The organism is Pelagimonas sp. KU-00592-HH (assembly GCF_040369695.1).
Classification (GTDB): domain Bacteria; phylum Pseudomonadota; class Alphaproteobacteria; order Rhodobacterales; family Rhodobacteraceae; genus Shimia.
In genome coordinates this window covers 123475-141335 of sequence record NZ_BAABWM010000002.1, presented here as the reverse complement: position 1 = coordinate 141335, position 17861 = coordinate 123475, and the positions used below count along the sequence as shown (strand labels likewise).

19 protein-coding genes are annotated in these 17861 nt (G+C 59.5%); 6 read left to right on the top strand and 13 right to left on the bottom strand.

Annotated features, from left to right (window positions below):
• Positions 1 to 19: 19 nt before the first annotated feature.
• The 11 genes from ABWV42_RS07835 to ABWV42_RS07785 form a co-directional block, all read right to left on the bottom strand.
• Positions 20 to 580, bottom strand: coding sequence for a tetratricopeptide repeat protein (locus ABWV42_RS07835; RefSeq protein ID WP_353339641.1), 561 nt, complete (start codon positions 578 to 580; stop codon positions 20 to 22).
• 15 nt (positions 581 to 595) lie between these two features.
• Complete coding sequence (locus tag ABWV42_RS07830; protein ID WP_255109360.1) at positions 596 to 1549, bottom strand: type II secretion system F family protein; 954 nt, start codon at positions 1547 to 1549, stop codon at positions 596 to 598.
• A 12-nt stretch (positions 1550 to 1561) separates the two neighbouring features.
• Positions 1562 to 2530: a type II secretion system F family protein gene (locus tag ABWV42_RS07825; RefSeq protein WP_353339640.1), complete on the bottom strand. Its 969-nt coding sequence runs from the start codon at positions 2528 to 2530 to the stop codon at positions 1562 to 1564.
• Between the two features lie 6 nt (positions 2531 to 2536).
• Positions 2537 to 3985 (bottom strand): TadA family conjugal transfer-associated ATPase, encoded by a 1449-nt coding sequence (locus ABWV42_RS07820; protein WP_255109357.1) that lies wholly within the window; start codon positions 3983 to 3985, stop codon positions 2537 to 2539.
• Positions 3986 to 4000: 15 nt separating this feature from the next.
• Positions 4001 to 5260 carry a CpaE/TadZ family protein gene (locus tag ABWV42_RS07815; RefSeq protein WP_255109356.1) on the bottom strand — a complete coding sequence of 420 codons (1260 nt, stop codon included), beginning with the start codon at positions 5258 to 5260 and terminating at the stop codon, positions 4001 to 4003.
• A 215-nt stretch (positions 5261 to 5475) separates the two neighbouring features.
• Positions 5476 to 6108, bottom strand: coding sequence for an OmpA family protein (locus ABWV42_RS07810; protein WP_353339639.1), 633 nt, complete (start codon positions 6106 to 6108; stop codon positions 5476 to 5478).
• Positions 6109 to 6120: 12 nt separating this feature from the next.
• Positions 6121 to 7533, bottom strand: coding sequence for a type II and III secretion system protein family protein (locus ABWV42_RS07805; RefSeq protein WP_353339638.1), 1413 nt, complete (start codon positions 7531 to 7533; stop codon positions 6121 to 6123).
• 192 nt (positions 7534 to 7725) lie between these two features.
• Positions 7726 to 8592 carry a Flp pilus assembly protein CpaB gene (cpaB, locus tag ABWV42_RS07800; RefSeq protein ID WP_353339637.1) on the bottom strand — a complete coding sequence of 289 codons (867 nt, stop codon included), beginning with the start codon at positions 8590 to 8592 and terminating at the stop codon, positions 7726 to 7728.
• A 186-nt stretch (positions 8593 to 8778) separates the two neighbouring features.
• Entirely contained in the window at positions 8779 to 8955 is a 177-nt protein-coding gene (locus ABWV42_RS07795) for a hypothetical protein (protein WP_255109352.1), read from the bottom strand.
• Between the two features lie 149 nt (positions 8956 to 9104).
• Positions 9105 to 9284: a hypothetical protein gene (locus ABWV42_RS07790; RefSeq protein ID WP_255108642.1), complete on the bottom strand. Its 180-nt coding sequence runs from the start codon at positions 9282 to 9284 to the stop codon at positions 9105 to 9107.
• A gap of 304 nt (positions 9285 to 9588) precedes the next feature.
• Complete coding sequence (locus ABWV42_RS07785) at positions 9589 to 9768, bottom strand: hypothetical protein (protein ID WP_255108642.1); 180 nt, start codon at positions 9766 to 9768, stop codon at positions 9589 to 9591.
• Between the two features lie 327 nt (positions 9769 to 10095).
• On the opposite strand from ABWV42_RS07785, the gene ABWV42_RS07780 reads away from it, so the two are divergent.
• Entirely contained in the window at positions 10096 to 10917 is an 822-nt protein-coding gene (locus ABWV42_RS07780; RefSeq protein WP_353339636.1) for a lytic transglycosylase domain-containing protein, read from the top strand.
• Positions 10918 to 10921: 4 nt separating this feature from the next.
• Here the strand turns inward: ABWV42_RS07780 and ABWV42_RS07775 are convergent, their stop codons facing one another.
• Positions 10922 to 12295, bottom strand: a complete 1374-nt coding sequence (locus ABWV42_RS07775; protein WP_353339635.1) for an L-serine ammonia-lyase — start codon at positions 12293 to 12295, stop codon at positions 10922 to 10924.
• Positions 12295 to 12996 carry a glutathione S-transferase family protein gene (locus ABWV42_RS07770; RefSeq protein ID WP_353339634.1) on the bottom strand — a complete coding sequence of 234 codons (702 nt, stop codon included), beginning with the start codon at positions 12994 to 12996 and terminating at the stop codon, positions 12295 to 12297. The genes ABWV42_RS07775 and ABWV42_RS07770 overlap by 1 nt, the downstream gene beginning before the upstream one ends.
• Before the next feature lie 323 nt (positions 12997 to 13319).
• On the opposite strand from ABWV42_RS07770, the gene rpiA reads away from it, so the two are divergent.
• The 5 genes from rpiA to ABWV42_RS07745 all read left to right on the top strand — a co-directional run bounded on the left by rpiA (position 13320) and on the right by ABWV42_RS07745 (position 17751).
• Entirely contained in the window at positions 13320 to 14108 is a 789-nt protein-coding gene (rpiA, locus tag ABWV42_RS07765; RefSeq protein ID WP_255108631.1) for a ribose-5-phosphate isomerase RpiA, read from the top strand.
• A 9-nt stretch (positions 14109 to 14117) separates the two neighbouring features.
• Positions 14118 to 15473 carry a glutathione-disulfide reductase gene (gene gor / locus ABWV42_RS07760; protein ID WP_353339633.1) on the top strand — a complete coding sequence of 452 codons (1356 nt, stop codon included), beginning with the start codon at positions 14118 to 14120 and terminating at the stop codon, positions 15471 to 15473.
• Between the two features lie 66 nt (positions 15474 to 15539).
• Complete coding sequence (gene hflK, locus ABWV42_RS07755; protein WP_255108619.1) at positions 15540 to 16676, top strand: FtsH protease activity modulator HflK; 1137 nt, start codon at positions 15540 to 15542, stop codon at positions 16674 to 16676.
• Positions 16676 to 17557 carry a protease modulator HflC gene (gene hflC / locus ABWV42_RS07750; protein ID WP_255108617.1) on the top strand — a complete coding sequence of 294 codons (882 nt, stop codon included), beginning with the start codon at positions 16676 to 16678 and terminating at the stop codon, positions 17555 to 17557. The genes hflK and hflC overlap by 1 nt, the downstream gene beginning before the upstream one ends.
• The gene (locus ABWV42_RS07745; protein WP_255108615.1) at positions 17554 to 17751 is read left to right on the top strand and encodes a DUF2065 domain-containing protein; all 198 of its coding nucleotides are present in this window, start codon (positions 17554 to 17556) and stop codon (positions 17749 to 17751) included. The genes hflC and ABWV42_RS07745 overlap by 4 nt, the downstream gene beginning before the upstream one ends.
• Positions 17752 to 17861: the final 110 nt, after the last annotated feature.

Sequence of the window (17861 nt, the reverse complement as noted above, 5' to 3'; positions counted from 1 at the left end):
CTCTTACTGCTCTTGCCTTTTATGGTGTCTGCCGGATTACGTAATCGCTTCTGCCCCGACGCACCAATTTGAATTCTTGTTGTTCGTCATCATAGGACGGATTTTCCATTTTTGCGAGGCTTAAGCGCAAATTATCGCGAATTGAGTCACTTTGGCCATTGTCGAGCGCGTAGGCCTTGCGGAAGACCTGAACCGCTTCGGGGGTTCTGTCGGTTTCGAGAAGCACAACACCCAGATTATTAAGGGCATCCGGACGGTCGGGGTTCTTCTTGAGAACGTCGCGGAATTGCTTTTCGGCCTGTCCGAGGCGGCCCAGGCCAAGGTTGGCGGCGCCGATGGATGTGAGAACATCCGGGGTCAGCCCGTGTTCGCCTGCGGCGCGGATATAGGCCTCGAGCGCGAGTTCGTATTCACCTGCCTCCATGAGGCGGTCGCCGACGATCAACCCGTCAACGGCCTGTTTGTTATAGTCTACGCCGGGTGCGAAGGGGCCGTTGGAAGATGCACCAAGGCCGCCCGTGTTGCAGGCGGCCAGGAACAGGACCAGAGCCAGGGGCGCAAAGCGCGCAGATGTCTTCATCGGGGTGCGGGTCTTTTATTGTCCAAGTTGCGTGATGCCGTGCACCGATGGACCCACGAGGATGATCAGCAGCGGCGGCACCGTCAGCATCATAGTGGCAAGGGTCATCTTGGTTGGCAACTTGTTTGCCTTTTCCTCGGCGCGCATCACGCGTTTGTCCCGCATCTCCCCCGCATAGACGCGCAGGGCGTCGGCGATCGAGGTACCGAAGCTGGTGGATTGCACCAGAACGGTCACGAAGGACGAGACATCCTGAACGCCACAGCGTTCGCCCATGTCGTTGAGAACGGCGGATTTGTCTTTACCGGCCTTCATCTCGTAGGAGACGATTTCGAATTCGTCGGCCAGCGAGGGGTAGGAGGCACGCAATTCGCGGGCAACCCGGATGATCGACTGGTCGAGCGACTGACCCGCTTCGACGCAGACGAGCATCATGTCGAGCGCGTCCGGGAAGCCGGAGGTGATTTCCTCTTTGCGGGCCTCAACGCGGCGGGTGACCCAGTATTTGGGCAGGAAGTAACCAACGGCACCGGGGCCGAGGATATACATCAGCGTGTCTTGCGTGCTTTCCGCTTCGCCACCAAGGGCCACCATGAAATAGGCAAGGCCCAGCACCAGACCTCCAATGCCAAGCGCCATCTGGGCGAGGTGGAAGGCGCGCACGGCATCGCGGGAATGATAGCCCGCCTGCAACAGCTTGAGGCGCAGGTTCGACAGTTCTTCTTCGTTCTGCGGTTCAAGGAAGGCCTTGTACTTGGCAAGTTTTTCCGTGCTCGAACCGCGGCGCAGGCGTTCCTGTTTGCCGTTCTTGGAACCGGTACGCTCTGACTGGCTGCGCTTGAGTTTGTCGATGGGATCGTCTTTGGCCTTCAGCATCATGGCCAGGGTCGCCAGCACCATGACGACGCCAAGTCCGCCAACCAGGATCAGGGGGCCAAAGGGGCCAAGTGCGTCTGTGAGGAATTGCATGGGACTCTCCGATCAGACTTTGATGTTCGTCAGGATGCGCATGACGAAGAGGTTGAGGGCGAGGAAGACACCAACCGTGATACAGGCCGGGATGAACAACGAGTGGTCGCGGACCTCGTCATAATAATGCGGGTCGGTCAGGTTGATGAAGATCAGCGCCGCGACCGGGAAGCCCGAGAGGAACTTGCCCGACCATTTTGCTTCGGCAGTGATGGCCTTCACGCGGCGGAACAGGCGGAAGCGATCACGGATCACCTTGGACAGGCCCGCGAGGATTTCGGCGAGGTTACCACCGGATTGCTGCTGGATGGTCACTGCAACAGCGAGGAAGCGCATGTCCTGCATGTCGAGACGTTCGGCCATATCCTTGAGGGCTTCGCCGATGTCGCGGCCATAGGCGCTTTCATCCGCGATGACACCGAATTCGGTTGCCAGCGGGTCTTCGACCTCGCGGGACACGATCTGGATTGCCGAGGAGAACGGGTGGCCTACGCGCAGCGAGCGCACCATGAGTTCGATGGCGTCAGGCAGTTGCTCCTCGATCATCGACATGCGTTTACCGGCCTTCATGCTGACCCAGGTGTAGATGCCGCCGACGCCCATCATGACAGAGATCACGATGTTGGTGACAAGACCGCTGCTGGTGCCGACGGAAAGGGCTGCAAAAGAGCCGACGGACAGGCCCACCATCATCATGATGAGTTGTTTCGGGGTGAAGGCGATGGCCGCCTTCTGGGCCTTGGAGGCCAGCATTGAATAAAGCGGGACCGAGCGAACTTTGCCGTGCTGCTGCATTTCCTTGCGCAGCTGTTCGAGAACCTCGTCGCGGCGCTGGCCTTTGTCGAGCATTTCGAGGCGGCGGTTCACACGGCTATTCAGGCTGATCGAACGGCCAAAAACAGTGAGGTAGACCCCTTCGACGAGGACGACCACGCCGATGAAGATCATGCCGTAGATCAGGAGTTCCGGAGAAAATGGCATGTCTGGTTACCCCGCTGTCGGTTCGTAGATGGACGGTGGCAGGTCATAGCCCCAGAGGCGGAAACGCTCGGAGAAGTGGCTGCGGACACCGGTGGCGGTGAAGTGGCCCATGATCTTGTTTTCCGGACCCAGACCCGTGCGCTGAAAGCGGAAGACTTCCTGCATCGAGATCACGTCGCCTTCCATGCCGGTGATCTCGGTGATCGAGGTCATGCGGCGCGAGCCGTCCTGAAGGCGCGAGGCCTGAACGATGAGGTTCACAGCCGAGGAGATCTGCGAGCGGACGGCCTTGATCGGCATTTCGATACCGGCCATCGCGATCATGTTCTCGAGACGGGCGATGCCGTCACGCGGATTGTTGGCGTGGATGGTGGTCATCGATCCGTCGTGGCCGGTGTTCATGGCCTGCAACATGTCGATCACTTCTTCGCCGCGGGTCTCGCCCACGATGATGCGGTCAGGGCGCATCCGCAGGGCGTTTTTCAGACAGTCGCGCGGAGAGACTTCACCCTTGCCCTCGACGTTGGGCGGGCGGCTTTCCATGCGGCCGACGTGGATCTGTTGCAGTTGAAGTTCGGCGGTGTCCTCGATGGTGAGGATACGCTCGCTGTTGTCGATGAAAGACGAGAGCGCATTGAGCGTCGTTGTCTTACCCGAACCGGTCCCGCCAGAAACGATAACGTTCAGTCGAGTGGAGACAGCGGCTTGCAGATATGCAGCCATTTCTTCCGAGAATGCCCCGAAATTCACAAGGTCGTCGATGCCAAGCTTGTCTTTTTTGAACTTCCGGATGGAAACAAGGCTTCCATCCACCGCAATCGGCGGCACCATGGCGTTGAAACGTGAGCCATCCTGGAGACGGGCGTCGACGTAAGGATTGGATTCATCGACGCGGCGGCCAACTGCGGAGACGATTTTGTCAATGATGCGAAGGAGGTGCTTCTCATCTTTGAAGTTTGTATCGCTGAGTTGCAGCTTGCCGTTGCGTTCGACGAAGATCTGATGCGGTCCGTTGATCAGGATATCCGAGATCGTCTCGTCCTTGAGCAGCGGTTCAAGCGGGCCAAGACCGGTGACCTCATCAAAGAGTTCCTGGTTCAGGGTGACCCGTTCTTCGCGGTTCAGGACGATGGCACGTTCCTGAAGAACTTCGCTGGCGATCGCGTTGATCTCGTGGCGCAAATCCTGTTCCGAGGCGCTTTCCAGAGCCGAGAGATTCAGGTTGTTCAGGAGTTCCTTGTGAAGCTCAAGCTTGATCTCGCCAAGACGTTCCTTGCGCTTGCGTTCCTTGTCAGCAGGGGCTGCCATGGCCGAGGCACGCGGCGCCGGTTTGCGCATGACGACCTTGGGGGCCGCCTCTTCCGGTGCGGGGGCAGCAGCGGCGGCTGCGGCGGCAGCGGCAGGGGCTGCCTTGGCGGCAGGGGTCGCGGCTTCTTTTTTGTAACGTGAAAACATCTTGTCCCCCTATTCTCAAGCGGCCTTGGGATCGGATTGATCCAGGTCGTGCAGGTTGCCTGCAAGTTTCGCGATTTCCTTGCGCAGCGGATTTTTGGGTGCCGAAATGCCCAGCGGCTGACCGTGGTCGCCGCCCTGCATCACCTGACGTCCGCCGTCCGGCAGTTGGATGTCGATCGAGATTGACAGGCTGTCGGCGAGACGCTTCACGCGCGACTTGCCTGCAAGGTCGGTGAATTTCGGTGCGCGGTTCAGGACGTAGCGCAGTTTCTCGTGCGGCAGTTCCTCGGCTTGCAGCGCGCGCTTGAGGCGCATCGCGTTCTGGGCCGAGCGCATGTCGATTTCCATCGTGGCAAAGTAGACGTGGGCGGCGTTCAGCACCGCTTCGGACCACTGCACGAGGGTCTTGGGCATGTCGACGATCACATAGTCATAGTGACGGCGCGCCGTTTCGAGAATGCGCTCGATGTCTTCGCTGGTGACAAGGTCCAGCGGGATGATGTCGGGCGGAGCGGTCAGGACGCTGAGCTTGTCCTCGTAGGATTGCAGCGCCTGGGCAAAGCTTTCGCTGTCCATGCTTTCGGTGTCGGTGATCTGTTCGAACACCGCCTCGCGACGGGGTAGGTCAAGGTAGGTCGACATCGATCCGAACTGGAAGTCAAAGTCGATCAGGCAGACGCTTGGGGACTCCTGTTTGGAAACAGTCGCCAGTTCCCAGCCGAGGTTGACGGCAAGGGTGGTGGCGCCGGTGCCACCGGCAAGACCGTGCACAGCGATTAGCACGCCTTCCTTGGAATAGCCGGTGTTGTTCAGGGCGACGCCCTGCGATTCCGTCTGAATTGATGCCGGGGCCGCGGGTGCCGGTTCGGGGTTGCGGATGCGCTCGATGGCTTCCTGCAATTCGCCGGACGGGGGCGGGTAGGGGATGAACTCGTCTGCCCCGTGGCGCAGCAGCTTGTGCAGGGATGCCGGAGTGACGTCTTCGGCGATCAGGATCACGCGAATGCCGTTCTTTTTGGCGGAGGAGATCACTTCCATCAATTGCGGCAGGTTTGCCTCGTCCAGATCGTCGATGGCCAGGGCAATGAACTCAAGCGTGGCGGCGTCGGGCTGGCTGAAGAACTGCAGGGCATCGACGAAGCCGAGATCTCCCCACTGCTCGCCGAGGGCTTCTTCCATGTCGACGATCAGAAGTTCGAAATTCTGCACATCCCGGCATACGGTGCATGCCAGGATCGCGTTCGGGTCCATTTGCGTCGTCTGTTCACTCGTCATTTCAGCCTCAGCCTCTGTTATTTCCTCCGTTCTGGGCCGCTGTCGCGTGGCAAGAACACGCCACGGCAAGAAGACCCCGAAGGAGATGCGCCGACTCGGGCCGGACGCACTTGTGCCTTTGGGATGAATGTCGCTGTGAAGTTGGGCAAGATTTGGGCCAAAAAGCTAAAATTGTGCGGTATCTCGCAACGATCAGCTTTTTGGCCCGAAGGGACTTATTCTGCTTCCTTGGCGTTTTCGACGCCGGTCAGAACAGTCTGAGACTGCGCGCTGGTGATGTAATCACGGTAGATGATTTGGGCATATTTGCCGTCAAGCACGCTGGGATGGCTTTGAACAAAGCCCGACACTTCGGTCACGGTGCGGCGGTTGCGGCGCTCGCGGCCCTGGGTCACGATCAGAGGTTGTGTTTCCCCATGGGAAACAACCGCTTCGAGGCGATCGCGGCCAATTCCCTGCGAGGCAAGGTAGGAGACCACCGCGCGGGCGCGGCGCATGCCAAGACGTTTGTTATAGGCATTGGAGCCGACGGCGTCGGTGTGGCCATAAACGCGGAAGCGCACTTCGGGGAACTGGCGGATCCAGCCGGCCTGCTGGCGCAGGATGGCACGGGCATCGCCATCAAGCTGGGCGCTGTCGAATGCGAAGGTGACTGTCGGAGTGACCTCGTCAGCAAAGCGGTTGGCGAGGTTGATGGTGTACTGGATCTCGCCCGAGTGAATGCCGGTATTGTTGGCGGTGGCATAGCCGAAGTTGCCGGCATCCAGCTCGCGCCCGGCCTCGGGATAGTTTTCCCAGCTACATGCAGTCAGTGCGATGAGCGAAACGGTGGCAAATACGTGTTTCATGTCAGCCGTTCCTTAATCCATCACGTAGCCGTAGGAGCCGGAGAAGTCCTGTTTGGCAACTTCACCTGCAGCGCCCTTCGGGGGGCGTTTGTCCTTGGCGATTTTGCCAAAGAGGAAGAGATCACGCTCGCTTGGCGGTTTCACCCGGTCGGTCGGGAGGACAAGGGCCTCGCCGCTGGTCGGGGTGACAAGGTGCGCTGTGATCACGATGACCAGTTCCGATTGCGAACGTTGGTAATCGGCGCTGCGGAAGAGGGCGCCAAGGACTGGAATGTCACCCAGCCACGGAACCTGTGCGTTGTTGTCGGTGAAGTCGTCCTGCAAGAGGCCCGCGATGGCGAAGCTCTGGCCATCGCGCAGTTCCACGGTGCTTGAGGTTTCACGACGGCGGAAGGCATCAATCGTGAAATTATTGTTGATTGTCAGGCTGTTGGTCGTATCGATCGAAGATACCGCGGCATTCAGTTCGAGGTTGATCAGGTCACCATCGACAACGCGGGGAATGAAGTTCAGCTCCACACCGAAGGGTTTGAATTCGACGGTGATGTTGCCGCTGTCCTGGGCCACGGGCACCGGGTATTCGCCACCCGCGAGGAACTTGGCTTCCTGTCCCGAAAGGGCGGTGAGGTTGGGTTCTGCGAGGGTACGGACGACGCCTTTGCGTTCGAGGGCTTCCAAAAGAAGGCCAACTTGAACCGATCCAAGGCCAACGTTGATGGCCGCAGCGCCGATGGTGTCGTTGTCAACCAGGATGCCGGAGTTCGAGTTGGTGGAATCTGTGCCCTGAAGCAACCACGTGCCAGTGCCTGCCTGCACGTCACCGCTGCTGATCGAGACCGAGGAACTCAGCGATTTGGCAACAGAACGCTGCATTTCGGCGAAGCGGACCTTGAGCATGACCTGCTGTACGCCGCCGACGCTCATCAGGTTGGATACGCGTTCCGGGGCATAGCGTTGTGCGAGGTCAAGGGCGCGTTGAAGGCGTTGGGCGCTGCTGACCGTGCCGGAAAGGACGATGCCGTCATTGGCGGTGCGCACTTCGATCTTTTCATTGGGCAGGATCTGGCGCAGGCGTTCCTTGAATTCCGTGATGTCGGGAGAGACCCGCACTTCGACGTTGGTGATCAGCCGGCCGCTGCCATCCAGAAGGGTCAGCGTTGTCGACCCCGGTGCCTTGCCCAGCACATAGATCGTGCGATCCGAGAGCGAGGAGATATCGGCGATGGTGGGGTTGGCGATCGAGAGTTCCGCGAAGGGGACATCACTTTCGACAACCACGGCGCGGTTCATGGGAACCCCGAGCACCGATTCCGTTCCGTTGCGAACAACACGAAGAGCCTCGGCCTTAGCCAAGGAGGGCAGGGTTACACCTGCACTGACGGTCAGACCCAGAAGGGCCGCGCCAAGAATACTACGAATTTTCATGTGACCTGCCTTTTTGATCACGCCTCAACTGCGGATCTTTTGCCCGCTCTTTGGGGTACTGTGCGCCAAAACCGGATTTTTTGCAAGAATCAATGGTTTCGGGCGGAAACATGATGTGGGGTCGTTGCAACAACGCAAGGGCATGCAAGAAGGGCCGCACGAGGCGGCCCTTGGTAAGGTGCTGATTTTGCGTCAGTTTGTGCAAGGGATCGGGATATAGACCACCTCGGCGCCGCGACGGGTGCGGATGGTGCATTCCTCTTCTTCTTCCTCGATATCCTGTGCGACCTCGACCTTTTCCTCGATGCCAAGCAGCACACGCTGGTTCACTTCGATGGCCGAGGCGACGGTGTCGTCCTTCGCGCCGACAAGCGACAGGGAGAGATCGCCGGTCGATTGGGCCTGTGCCAGGGCCGCCACCTGATGCGGTTTGACAGCGACGGTCACGGTGCGGGCGACATTGCCGGATTCGAGATCTTGGTTCGCGGTCTGGTCGATGGCGATCAGGTCGATATTGGCCTGGATCAGCTTGGTGAATTCATCGTTGCCAAGTTCCGCGCCGGAGCCTTTTACGCGACCTGTCCAGTAGACATCGACGCGATCTCCGGGGCGCAGGAAGCCGGCAACGCCAGAGGTGACATCCACCTTGATGGCAAAGGCGCGCATGCCCTTTTCAAGGCGCGAGGTCAGGCCTGCTTCTTCGCCGGGTTTGGTGACTTTTACCGCAAGGATGGCTTCCAGAGGCTCCATGGTGCGCAGGACAACGCGTTTGCGATCATCGTTTTCGGGGAACAGCGACTCTTTCGTGGTGAAGATGCCTTCGGGCAGGGCGCCCTTGGGGTATTTCACCATCTGGACGTCTTCCGCGAGCAGCTCTTCGCCGTACTTGATCGCGCGTTTCATCACGAAAACATCGACGGTTTCTATCTCGGGGCGGCGCGTGGCGCGTTCCTGTGCCAGGGCGGATTGATAGCCCTGGATATAGTTCTGGGCCATGTAGACGGCAAAGCCGGCAAGGCCGAGGCCGACGACCAGTACCAGACCAAATATCACACGCATTGCGGTTTCCTCTCGATTTCAGTGCCGCGCGTTTTGCGGGAACACTTTTCCAAGGATGACTCTGTCAGGGGAATGTGGCGAAAACGGGGAAGCTTGGCGAAGCTTTGAGGGCGTTTTCCCAAGGGGGACATGGGCCAAAAGCGGAAAACCGCGCTGACGCGCGGTGTTTCTTGGGGCCCTGTTTGTTTAGTTGCCGCTTGCAGCAATTGCTGTCGCGGCGGATGAGGCGAGTGTTTCCGTGTTGGTCGTGATCAGGGTGGTGACCGCGATACCAAGCGAAACAACGCCGGCCGTGATGACAACCCAATCGACGGTAACAGCACCTTTGTCGTCGTCGGAGAATTTTCTAAGGAAACGCTTCATCGTTTCTCTCCCATCTACTTTGCAATCACTCTGCGCGCCCTGTGTGCCAGATTCTTCTGCCTGTTTTGCGCTACTCGTCCCACCTCACGCAGTGGGGCCGCGCCGGCCAAGCGGCGCGGCCCCAACTGAAATTCTAGCTATGTGCCGGCTTATTTGCCGACTTCACCGCTGATCTGGGTCGCGGCTTGTGCGGCCAGGGTGTTGGTGTTGGTTTCGATGGCGGTGTAGGCCGCAACGGCCAGGCCAACGATTGCGGCGGTCAGAACAACCCAGTCTACGGTTACTGCGCCATTTTCGTCTTTGCGGAAGTTTTTGATGAACTTGATCATGGTGTGTCCCTCCTAAGGATACAGTGGATTCATTCAGTTTCGGTTCACAACCCGGCCGGGCAACAATTGGGCTATGTCTCTCTCGTGCCCGGTGTCCGACTTGGCATGAGGACAATATCCCTTTGGATTCGGGCAGGAATTGGGCGCAATTGGTGCCATTTTGTAGTGAATCGAGAGATTTTCATGGGCCTGCGGAAAAGATGTTGCGGGCTTTGTGCGGCCAGGCCCGTGAGCGGTTGACCCAAAAAGAAAGGCTGCGCCGAATTGACGGCGCAGCCCCGGAAATCTGGTTTTCAAGTGCGGCTTACTTGCCGACTTCACCGCTGATCTGGGTCGCGGCTTGGGCGGCCAGAGTGTTGGTGTTGGTTTCGATGGCGGTGTAGGCAGCTACAGCCAGGCCAACGATTGCGGCGGTCAGAACAACCCAGTCAACGGTTACTGCGCCATTTTCGTCTTTGCGGAAGTTTTTGATGAACTTGATCATGATGTGTCCCTCCAAGGATCATTTACATTCAGTCTCAACCTTGCCGGCCTTGGTGGGCTGCTCTCTCATTGCCCCGTGTCCGACTTGGTATGAGGGTAATATCCCGCTTGAATCGGGCACGATTGGGGCACGATTGGTTCCATTTTCGTGCTTTGAGGGAAAATTCTGATGAATTTATTTATCTATCTGTTTTTAAATGGAAAATTACACGAACTTTCTTCGGTTTGGTGTTTGGAAGAGCAGTTTGGTGTCGAAATGAGGCAAAAATGACAGGATTGGGCGCCCAATTGCATGGTTTCGGCGCGCGTTTTCTGGGAGAGTGGAGGCATGAGGCGTAGAAGGCAGCAGATTGTCCGAAGCATCTGGGCAGGACTGATCGGGTTTTCCGTGATCGCGGGACCGATTCACGCGGAAACACCACCACCTTTCCCCGAATTCAGTGCCAAGCGGATCAAGGCCCCGAAACCGGGGAGCAAGCCGAAGATTGATGTGCAGATCAGCGAAGAGGCGGCGGCACCTGTTCCGGTTGAACAGGAGGTTGCCACCACGGCCCCCTACGCGGCGCGCTATGACTGGTTCTGGAAGGAAGTTTCGCCACAGATGTCCGAGAGCGGTCCGGGGCGGTTGGCGACCGCGCTCCAGCACCTGAGCACGCCGCCAGAAGGCAAAGGGGTTTCGGCGCCAAGGCTGCAGGCCTTGCAGAAGATCGCACAGGCCCATGCGCGGGATATTCTTATTGCGACGGTGGGCACGGATGTGTCTCCGGCGCTTGTTTTGGCGGTGATTGCGGTGGAATCGGGCGGCGATGGTGCTGCGGTGAGTGGTGCGGGAGCTGAGGGGCTGATGCAGTTGATGCCGGCGACGGCAGAGCGTTTTGGCGTGTCCGACAGTTTTGCCGCGGATGAGAATATCAAGGGAGGTGTGGCGTTTCTGGATCTTCTCATGAAGACCTTCGAGCGCGACCCGATTTTGGTGCTGGCGGGGTACAACGCAGGCGAGAATGCGGTCAAACAGGCGCAGGGCGTGCCGGAGTATGCGGAGACGCGGGACTATGTGCCGAAAGTTCTGGCGGCCTATGCGGTGGCGCGGGGCCTGTGCAGGACGCCGCCAGAGTTGATTTCGGATGGTTGCGTGTTCGTCACGCAGTAACGGATCAGCAGTTGGGAACGTTCACCGCGAGCCCGCCAAGCGAGGTTTCCTTGTATTTCTCGTGCATGTCATGGCCGGTCTGGCGCATGGTTTCGATCACGGCATCCAGCGGGACAAAGTGCGTGCCGTCACCGCGCAGGGCGAGGGAGGCTGCCGAGACCGCCTTGATGGCACCAAGGCCGTTGCGTTCGATGCAGGGCACCTGAACAAGGCCTTTGACCGGGTCGCAGGTCATGCCGAGGTGGTGTTCCAGCGCGATTTCGGCAGCGTTTTCCACCTGTTCCGGCGTGCCGCCCATCACGGCGCAGAGACCGGCGGCCGCCATGGCAGAGGCAGAGCCGACCTCGGCCTGACAACCCGCTTCGGCCCCTGAAATTGAGGCGTTGAACTTGACGAGGCCGCCAATCGCGGCGGCGGTCAGCAGGAATTCATCAATGCGCGAGGTGGTGGCACCGGGCACGTGGTCGATCCAGTAGCGGATCACGGCGGGCAGAACACCGGCAGCGCCGTTGGTGGGGGCGGTGACGACCTGACCGCCCGCGGCGTTCTCTTCGTTCACGGCCATCGCATAGGCGCTCATCCAGTCGTTGATGGTGTGCGGCGCGTTGATGTTCATGCCGCGTTCGGCCTGAAGCGCATCGTGGATCGCCTTGGCACGGCGCTTGACGCCAAGACCGCCGGGAAGGGTGCCTTCGGTGGTGAGGCCGCGTTCGATACAGTCGTTCATGACCTGCCAGATACGGGCCGAGCCCTTGGCAAGGCTGTCGGGGCAGCCGCGTGCAATTTCATTGGCCTTTTTCATCTCGGCGATGGTCTTGCCGGAGGTTTGCGCCATTTCGAGCATCTCGACGGCGGATTTGAACGGGTAGGGAACGGGATCGCCTTCGTCGGTGTCCTTGCCGTCTGCCAGTTCCGCTTCGGTCATGACGAAGCCGCCACCGATCGAGTAGTAGGTTTCCTGAAGTGTGACATCGCCCTGGGCATCGGTGGCCATCAGGATCATGCCGTTGGCGTGGCCGGGCAGGTTGGGGCCGAAATCGAACTTGAGATCCTCAGACGGGTTGAAGTGCAGGGCGTGCAGCCCTTCGGGGTGCACCATGTGCGTGGCCTTGATCTGGGCCAGCGCCTCTTCGGCCTTATCGGCGTCGTAGGTGTCGGGCAGGAAACCCGCGAGGCCGAGGATGGTGGCGCGGTCGGTGGCGTGGCCCACGCCGGTAAAGGCAAGCGAGCCGTGCAGAGAGGCCTTGAGGCCATGGAAATCGAAGGGCGAGGCGCGCATCAGGTCGAGAAAACGCGCGGCGGCCACCATCGGGCCCATGGTGTGCGACGATGACGGGCCAACGCCCACTTTGAACATGTCGAAGACGGACAGGAACATTACAGGGCCACTCCTTCAGGCGGATTTGGGGATTTTGGGGTCGTGAACGGGTTCGGGGCCATTCCTTCGGCCTTGCACAGGGCAAGGACGGAGGGGCGGCTTTCAAGGCGGGCGGCGAGCGACTGAAGCGTTGGCCAGTTGGTCAGCGAGAACCAATCGGTGTCGCCCTGCGGATACAGCGCCATCCAGCGGAGCATCATGCAGACATAAAGGTCGAGCGCGGAAGGGTTTTGGCCATTGAACCAGGGTTTGTTCTGGAGGGCGAGGTCTTCCAGCAGGTCAAGCGACCGGATCAGGCGCGCGCGTGCGCCCTTACGCAGGGTTGCGTGATCGGTTGTCGATGGGCCGATATACTGGTCGGGATAGAAATTCAGGCGCAGGTCGGCGTGGGTGGTGTTCGACAGGTAGAACAGCCAACTGAGGAACTGCGGGCGGTCGGCGTCGTCAGGTGCCGGCCCCAGCTTGCCATAGGTGTCTGCCAGCCAGAGAAGAATGGCCGCGGTTTCGAAAATCGTGCCCTGCGGTGTTTCCAGCGCCGGGATCAGACCGGCGGGATTGATGGCGCGATAGGCGGCGCTTTGCTGTGCCTTCGAGGCACGATCGACCAGAACGGCATCATACGACAGTCCGCGCTCTTCCAGCGCGAGGCGGATGATTCCCGACGCGTTGTCGGGGGCATAATGTAGTCGCAACGTCTCCATGGTGGTGAAAATAGGAAGCGTCGCGAAAATCTGTCCGTCCTAAAGCGACGTTTCCAATCGGAAACGCGCATTTTTGATGTGGGTTTGGCGGGGCTTTGTGATGGCTGTCCGGCGGCGATCCTGTCTTGACGGGCTCATGTTGCGGGCTTGTCGTTGCAAGGGGCCGGGGGCGCATGATCCGGCGGGAGGCGTTGCTGAAGCTGATGCAAAAGGTGATTTCGACCATGAGACGTGGTTAGAACGGGTTAACCTGTTCGTTTTCACCGTGGCCCTAGGCGTGCAACTTTCCTATAAACTTGCCAACACTAACAGGGAGTCGCCGCATGTCCGGAGAATTGTCACCTATCGACAAGGCCAAATTCGTCGCCGCCAAGAAGGCCACCGATTATGTCGAAGACGGCATGCGGGTGGGTCTTGGGACCGGATCGACGGCCGCATGGCTGGTGAAATGCCTTGGCGAAATGGTGCGCGAGGAAGGGTTGCGCATCAAGGGTGTGCCGACATCGACCCGCACGGCGCAGCTGGCGCGTGAGGTGGGCATCGAGGTGGTGAGCCTTGACGAAGCCAAGTGGCTGGATGTGACGATTGACGGCGCGGACGAGTTTGATGGCGACCTGAACCTGATCAAGGGTGGCGGCGGTGCGCTGCTGCAGGAAAAGATCGTGGCAACGGCCTCGGATCAAATGGTTGTGATTGCCGATATCGGTAAAGAGGTCGAAACGCTGGGCGCGTTTCCCCTGCCGGTCGAGGTGATCCCCTTTGGCTGGCAGACCACGCAGGCCCTGATCGAGGAAACCCTTGTCAGCATGGATGTTCTGGGCCGCTCGTCGACCCTGCGGATGAATGGCGACAGCCCCTTCATGACCGATGAAGGCAACCACATTCTTGATCTGCATCTCAAGCGGATCGGGGATGCCCGCCAGTTGGCCCTGGTGATGAACCAGATGCCGGGCGTGGTTGAAAACGGGTTGTTCATCGATATCTGTGACGCGGTCGTTGTCGGCTATGGCGATGGGCGCGTGGAAGTGCGCGACATCAACGCCGGCACGATCGAAGAGAGCATGTTGGACTTTGCCGAGACCGACAATCTCTTCTCGGATCTGGCAGACTAAGGGCGCGATATGGAATTCGATTATGATTTGTTTGTCATCGGCGGTGGCTCCGGTGGCGTAAGGGCAGGGCGTGTTGCGGCCCAGGAAGGTGCCAAGGTGGCACTGGCGGAAGAAGATCGCTATGGCGGCACCTGCGTGATCCGCGGCTGTGTTCCCAAGAAGCTGATGGTGTTCGCCAGCGAATTCGCCCATGCTGCCGAAGATGCGCAGGCCTATGGGTGGGATATTCAGCCCGGTGCCTTTGACTGGGACGTGTTCCGCGGCAAGCTTTATGCCGAGCTGGACCGCCTCGAGAACGTCTATCGCAATATTCTGGGCAACAACGGTGTCGAGACCTTTGACCAGCGTGCCAAGGTTGCGGATGCGCATACGGTTGAACTGGCCGACGGGACCCGCAAGACCGCCAAGCATATCCTGCTGGCTGTGGGCGGACGTCCGACCAAGCTGGACGTGCCCGGCGCGGAACTGGCGATCACGTCGAACGATATCTTCCATCTGGACAAGCTGCCGGAGACGATCCTGATCGTGGGCGGCGGCTATATCGCGAGTGAATTTGCCGGCATCCTGAACGGTCTTGGGGTGAAAACCACGCAGTTCTATCGCGGGGCGCAGATCCTGCGCGGGTTCGATGATGAAACCCGCAACCTCGTGGCGTCGGAAATGATCGAGAAGGGCATCGACCTTCAGGTGAACACCAACGTCGTGTCGCTTGAGCAAGACGGCGACAAGGTCAAGGTGCTGGATACCAACGGCACGACCACGACCTTTGACAAGGTGATGTTTGCCACGGGCCGTGCGCCGAACACCGACGGGCTTGGCCTGACCGAAGTTGGCGTTGAAATCGGCCGCAAGGGTGAAGTCGTGGTCGACGACTACAGTCAGACCGCGGTTCCGTCGATCTATGCGGTGGGCGACGTGACCGACCGTGTGAACCTGACGCCGGTTGCGATCCGCGAAGGCATGGCCTTTGTCGAGACCGTGTTCAAGGGCAACCCGACCAAGCCGGATCACGAGTTGATCCCGACCGCGATCTTTACCCAGCCCGAGATCGGCACCGTGGGTCTTTCGGAAGAAGAGGCCCGCGCGCAGGAGCCGATCGAGGTGTATTCGACATCCTTCAAGCCGATGCAGCAAAGCTTTGCTGGACGCAGCGAGAAAGTGCTGATGAAACTGGTGGTGAGCCAGAAGACCCGCAAGGTTCTGGGTTGTCATATCGTCGCGCCGGGGGCGGGCGAAATGATCCAATTGGCCGGTATCGCGGTAAAGATGGGTGCAACCAAGGAAGATTTCGACAGGACTGTTGCGGTACACCCGACCATGTCTGAAGAGATCGTGACCATGAAGAGCCCGGTACGTACGGGTTGAATTTTGGCGAATGCACCGCAGATTATGTGGTGCGTTCGTAGATGATTGAGAAAGGGATAGACCTTTATGGCAGGCAATAGTGGCGGCCCCTGGGGCGGCGGCGGAAATCAAGGTGGCGGCGGTGGCAACCGCGGCAACAATGGTGGCGGTGGACGCCGCCCGGAAGATGATGGGCCGCAGATCCCTGATATCGACGAGCTGATGAAGAAAGGCCAGGACCAGCTGCGCGTTCTCATGGGCGGTCGCGGTGATTCCGGTGGTGGCCAGGGCGGCGGACGTCGCCCGTCTGGTGGCGGTGGTATCGGTCCGGGTGTGCTTGCCCTTGGGATTGGCGTGGTTGCAGCCCTGGGCTGGATTTCTGCGAGCTTCTATACCGTCAAGCCGGAAGAGCAGTCGGTGGAACTGTTCCTTGGGGAATACTCCTCGACCGGTAATCCGGGTCTGAACTTTGCCCCGTGGCCGCTTGTCACCAAGGAAGTGATCCCCGTAACCCGCGAACAGACCGAAGATATCGGTGTTGGCGCACGTGGTTCGGATGCGGGCCTGATGCTGACCGGGGACGAGAACATCGTCGACATCGATTTCCAGGTGGTCTGGAACATCAATGATCCGGCGCAGTTCCTGTTCAACCTGCGTGACCCGCGCCCGACGATCCGCGCCGTTTCTGAATCGGCGATGCGCGAGATCATCGCGCAGTCGGACCTCGCGCCGATCCTCAACCGTGACCGTGGTGTGATTGCCTCGAACCTTCAGGACCTGATCCAATCGACGCTGGACAGCTATGATTCAGGCGTGAACATCGTGCGTGTGAACTTTGACAAGGCGGACCCGCCCGAGCAGGTGATCGACGCCTTCCGTGATGTTCAGGCCGCCGAGCAGGAACGTGACCGGACCCAGAAAGAGGCGGATGCCTATGCCAACCAGGTTCTGGCTGGCGCGCGTGGTGAAGCCGCGCAGGTTCTGGAACAGGCCGAAGCCTATCGCGCCCGCGTTGTGAACGAAGCGCAGGGTGAGGCGAGCCGTTTCTCGGCTGTTCTCAACGAATACCAGAAGGCTCCGGATGTGACCCGCAAACGTCTTTACCTCGAGACGATGGAAGAGGTTCTGGGCCGTGTCGACAAAGTCATCATCGACGATCAGGACGGTGGCCAGGGCGTTGTGCCCTACCTGCCGCTGAATGAGCTGACCAAGGGGAAAAAATAATGCGTAAGTCGACTTATCTTCTCCCTATCCTCGTTGTGATCGTGGCGGCGGCGCTGTCGTCGGTCTTTATCGTGGACGAACGTCAGAAGGCGCTGGTTCTGCGCTTTGGTAAGGTGGTTTCGATCAAGGAAGAGCCGGGTCTGGCCTTCAAGATCCCGCTGTTCGAAGAGGTTGTCACCTATGATGACCGTATCCTGAGCCGTGATGTTGACCCGCTTGAAGTCACGCCGCTGGATGATCGCCGTCTTGTGGTTGACGCGTTTGCGCGTTTCCGGATCGCCGATGTGAACCAGTTCCGTCAGGCAACTGGTGCCGGTGGCGATCAGGCCATCGAGGTTGCGGGCCGCCGTCTGGACTCGATCCTGCGTTCGCAGACACGGGAAATTCTGGGTTCGGTTTCGTCGAACGACATCCTGAGCTCGGACCGTGCGGCGCTGATGCTGCGTATCCGGAACGGTGCAATTGCGGATGCGCGCGCGCTTGGCCTTGAGGTGATCGACGTGCGTCTGAAGCGTACCGACCTGCCGCGTGAAAACCTGAGCGCGACCTTTGATCGGATGCGGGCAGAGCGTGTGCGGGAAGCCACCGACGAACGGGCGCGTGGCCAGGAAGCGGCGCAGCGTATCCGTGCGCAGGCCGACCGGACCGTGGTTGAGCTTGTGTCGGACGCGAACCGCCAGAACGAGATCATCCGAGGTGAAGCCGACGCCGAGCGGAACGCGATCTTCGCGGATGCCTTTGGTGCAGATCCCGAGTTCTTTGAATTCTACCGTTCGCTCGCGGCCTATCGCGCGGCACTTCTGGAAGGCAACTCCACGCTGGTCCTGTCGCCGGACAACGATTTCTTCAACTACCTGAAATCGGACAAACCGGCACAATGATCGGGGTCGCACTACTTGCGATCGGTCTTGTACTGATTATCGAGGGGCTGGTGTACGCACTGGCCCCTTCGCTTGTTGAGCAACTGCTTGAAGCGTTGCGCAGCCTGCCGGAAAATCAACGCCGGAACATGGGGTTGATGGCAATGGCGCTGGGCGTTTGTCTGGTCTGGATGGCCAAGGCGCTGGGCGCCTGACAACCGGATTTTGGCCGGTAACATTCTTCACAATCACTTCACATCCATTTGTGGCTTGGCGATCCAAGTTGAGTTGCTCATGATGGCACCTACATTCATTGTGTCGCCCA

Excerpts from the sequence above, each read along its gene's own strand:
- ABWV42_RS07835 (WP_353339641.1), bottom strand. The coding sequence starts at position 580 with ATGAAGACATCTGCGCGCTTTGCGCCCCTGGCTCTGGTCCTGTTCCTG.
- ABWV42_RS07830 (WP_255109360.1), bottom strand. The coding sequence starts at position 1,549 with ATGCAATTCCTCACAGACGCACTTGGCCCCTTTGGCCCCCTGATCCTG.
- ABWV42_RS07825 (WP_353339640.1), bottom strand. The coding sequence starts at position 2,530 with ATGCCATTTTCTCCGGAACTCCTGATCTACGGCATGATCTTCATCGGC.
- ABWV42_RS07820 (WP_255109357.1), bottom strand. The coding sequence starts at position 3,985 with ATGTTTTCACGTTACAAAAAAGAAGCCGCGACCCCTGCCGCCAAGGCA.
- ABWV42_RS07815 (WP_255109356.1), bottom strand. The coding sequence starts at position 5,260 with ATGACGAGTGAACAGACGACGCAAATGGACCCGAACGCGATCCTGGCA.
- ABWV42_RS07810 (WP_353339639.1), bottom strand. The coding sequence starts at position 6,108 with ATGAAACACGTATTTGCCACCGTTTCGCTCATCGCACTGACTGCATGT.
- ABWV42_RS07805 (WP_353339638.1), bottom strand. The coding sequence starts at position 7,533 with ATGAAAATTCGTAGTATTCTTGGCGCGGCCCTTCTGGGTCTGACCGTC.
- cpaB (WP_353339637.1), bottom strand. The coding sequence starts at position 8,592 with ATGCGTGTGATATTTGGTCTGGTACTGGTCGTCGGCCTCGGCCTTGCC.
- ABWV42_RS07795 (WP_255109352.1), bottom strand. The coding sequence starts at position 8,955 with ATGAAGCGTTTCCTTAGAAAATTCTCCGACGACGACAAAGGTGCTGTT.
- ABWV42_RS07790 (WP_255108642.1), bottom strand. The coding sequence starts at position 9,284 with ATGATCAAGTTCATCAAAAACTTCCGCAAAGACGAAAATGGCGCAGTA.
- ABWV42_RS07785 (WP_255108642.1), bottom strand. The coding sequence starts at position 9,768 with ATGATCAAGTTCATCAAAAACTTCCGCAAAGACGAAAATGGCGCAGTA.
- ABWV42_RS07780 (WP_353339636.1), top strand. The coding sequence starts at position 10,096 with ATGAGGCGTAGAAGGCAGCAGATTGTCCGAAGCATCTGGGCAGGACTG.
- ABWV42_RS07775 (WP_353339635.1), bottom strand. The coding sequence starts at position 12,295 with ATGTTCCTGTCCGTCTTCGACATGTTCAAAGTGGGCGTTGGCCCGTCA.
- ABWV42_RS07770 (WP_353339634.1), bottom strand. The coding sequence starts at position 12,996 with ATGGAGACGTTGCGACTACATTATGCCCCCGACAACGCGTCGGGAATC.
- rpiA (WP_255108631.1), top strand. The coding sequence starts at position 13,320 with ATGTCCGGAGAATTGTCACCTATCGACAAGGCCAAATTCGTCGCCGCC.
- gor (WP_353339633.1), top strand. The coding sequence starts at position 14,118 with ATGGAATTCGATTATGATTTGTTTGTCATCGGCGGTGGCTCCGGTGGC.
- hflK (WP_255108619.1), top strand. The coding sequence starts at position 15,540 with ATGGCAGGCAATAGTGGCGGCCCCTGGGGCGGCGGCGGAAATCAAGGT.
- hflC (WP_255108617.1), top strand. The coding sequence starts at position 16,676 with ATGCGTAAGTCGACTTATCTTCTCCCTATCCTCGTTGTGATCGTGGCG.
- ABWV42_RS07745 (WP_255108615.1), top strand. The coding sequence starts at position 17,554 with ATGATCGGGGTCGCACTACTTGCGATCGGTCTTGTACTGATTATCGAG.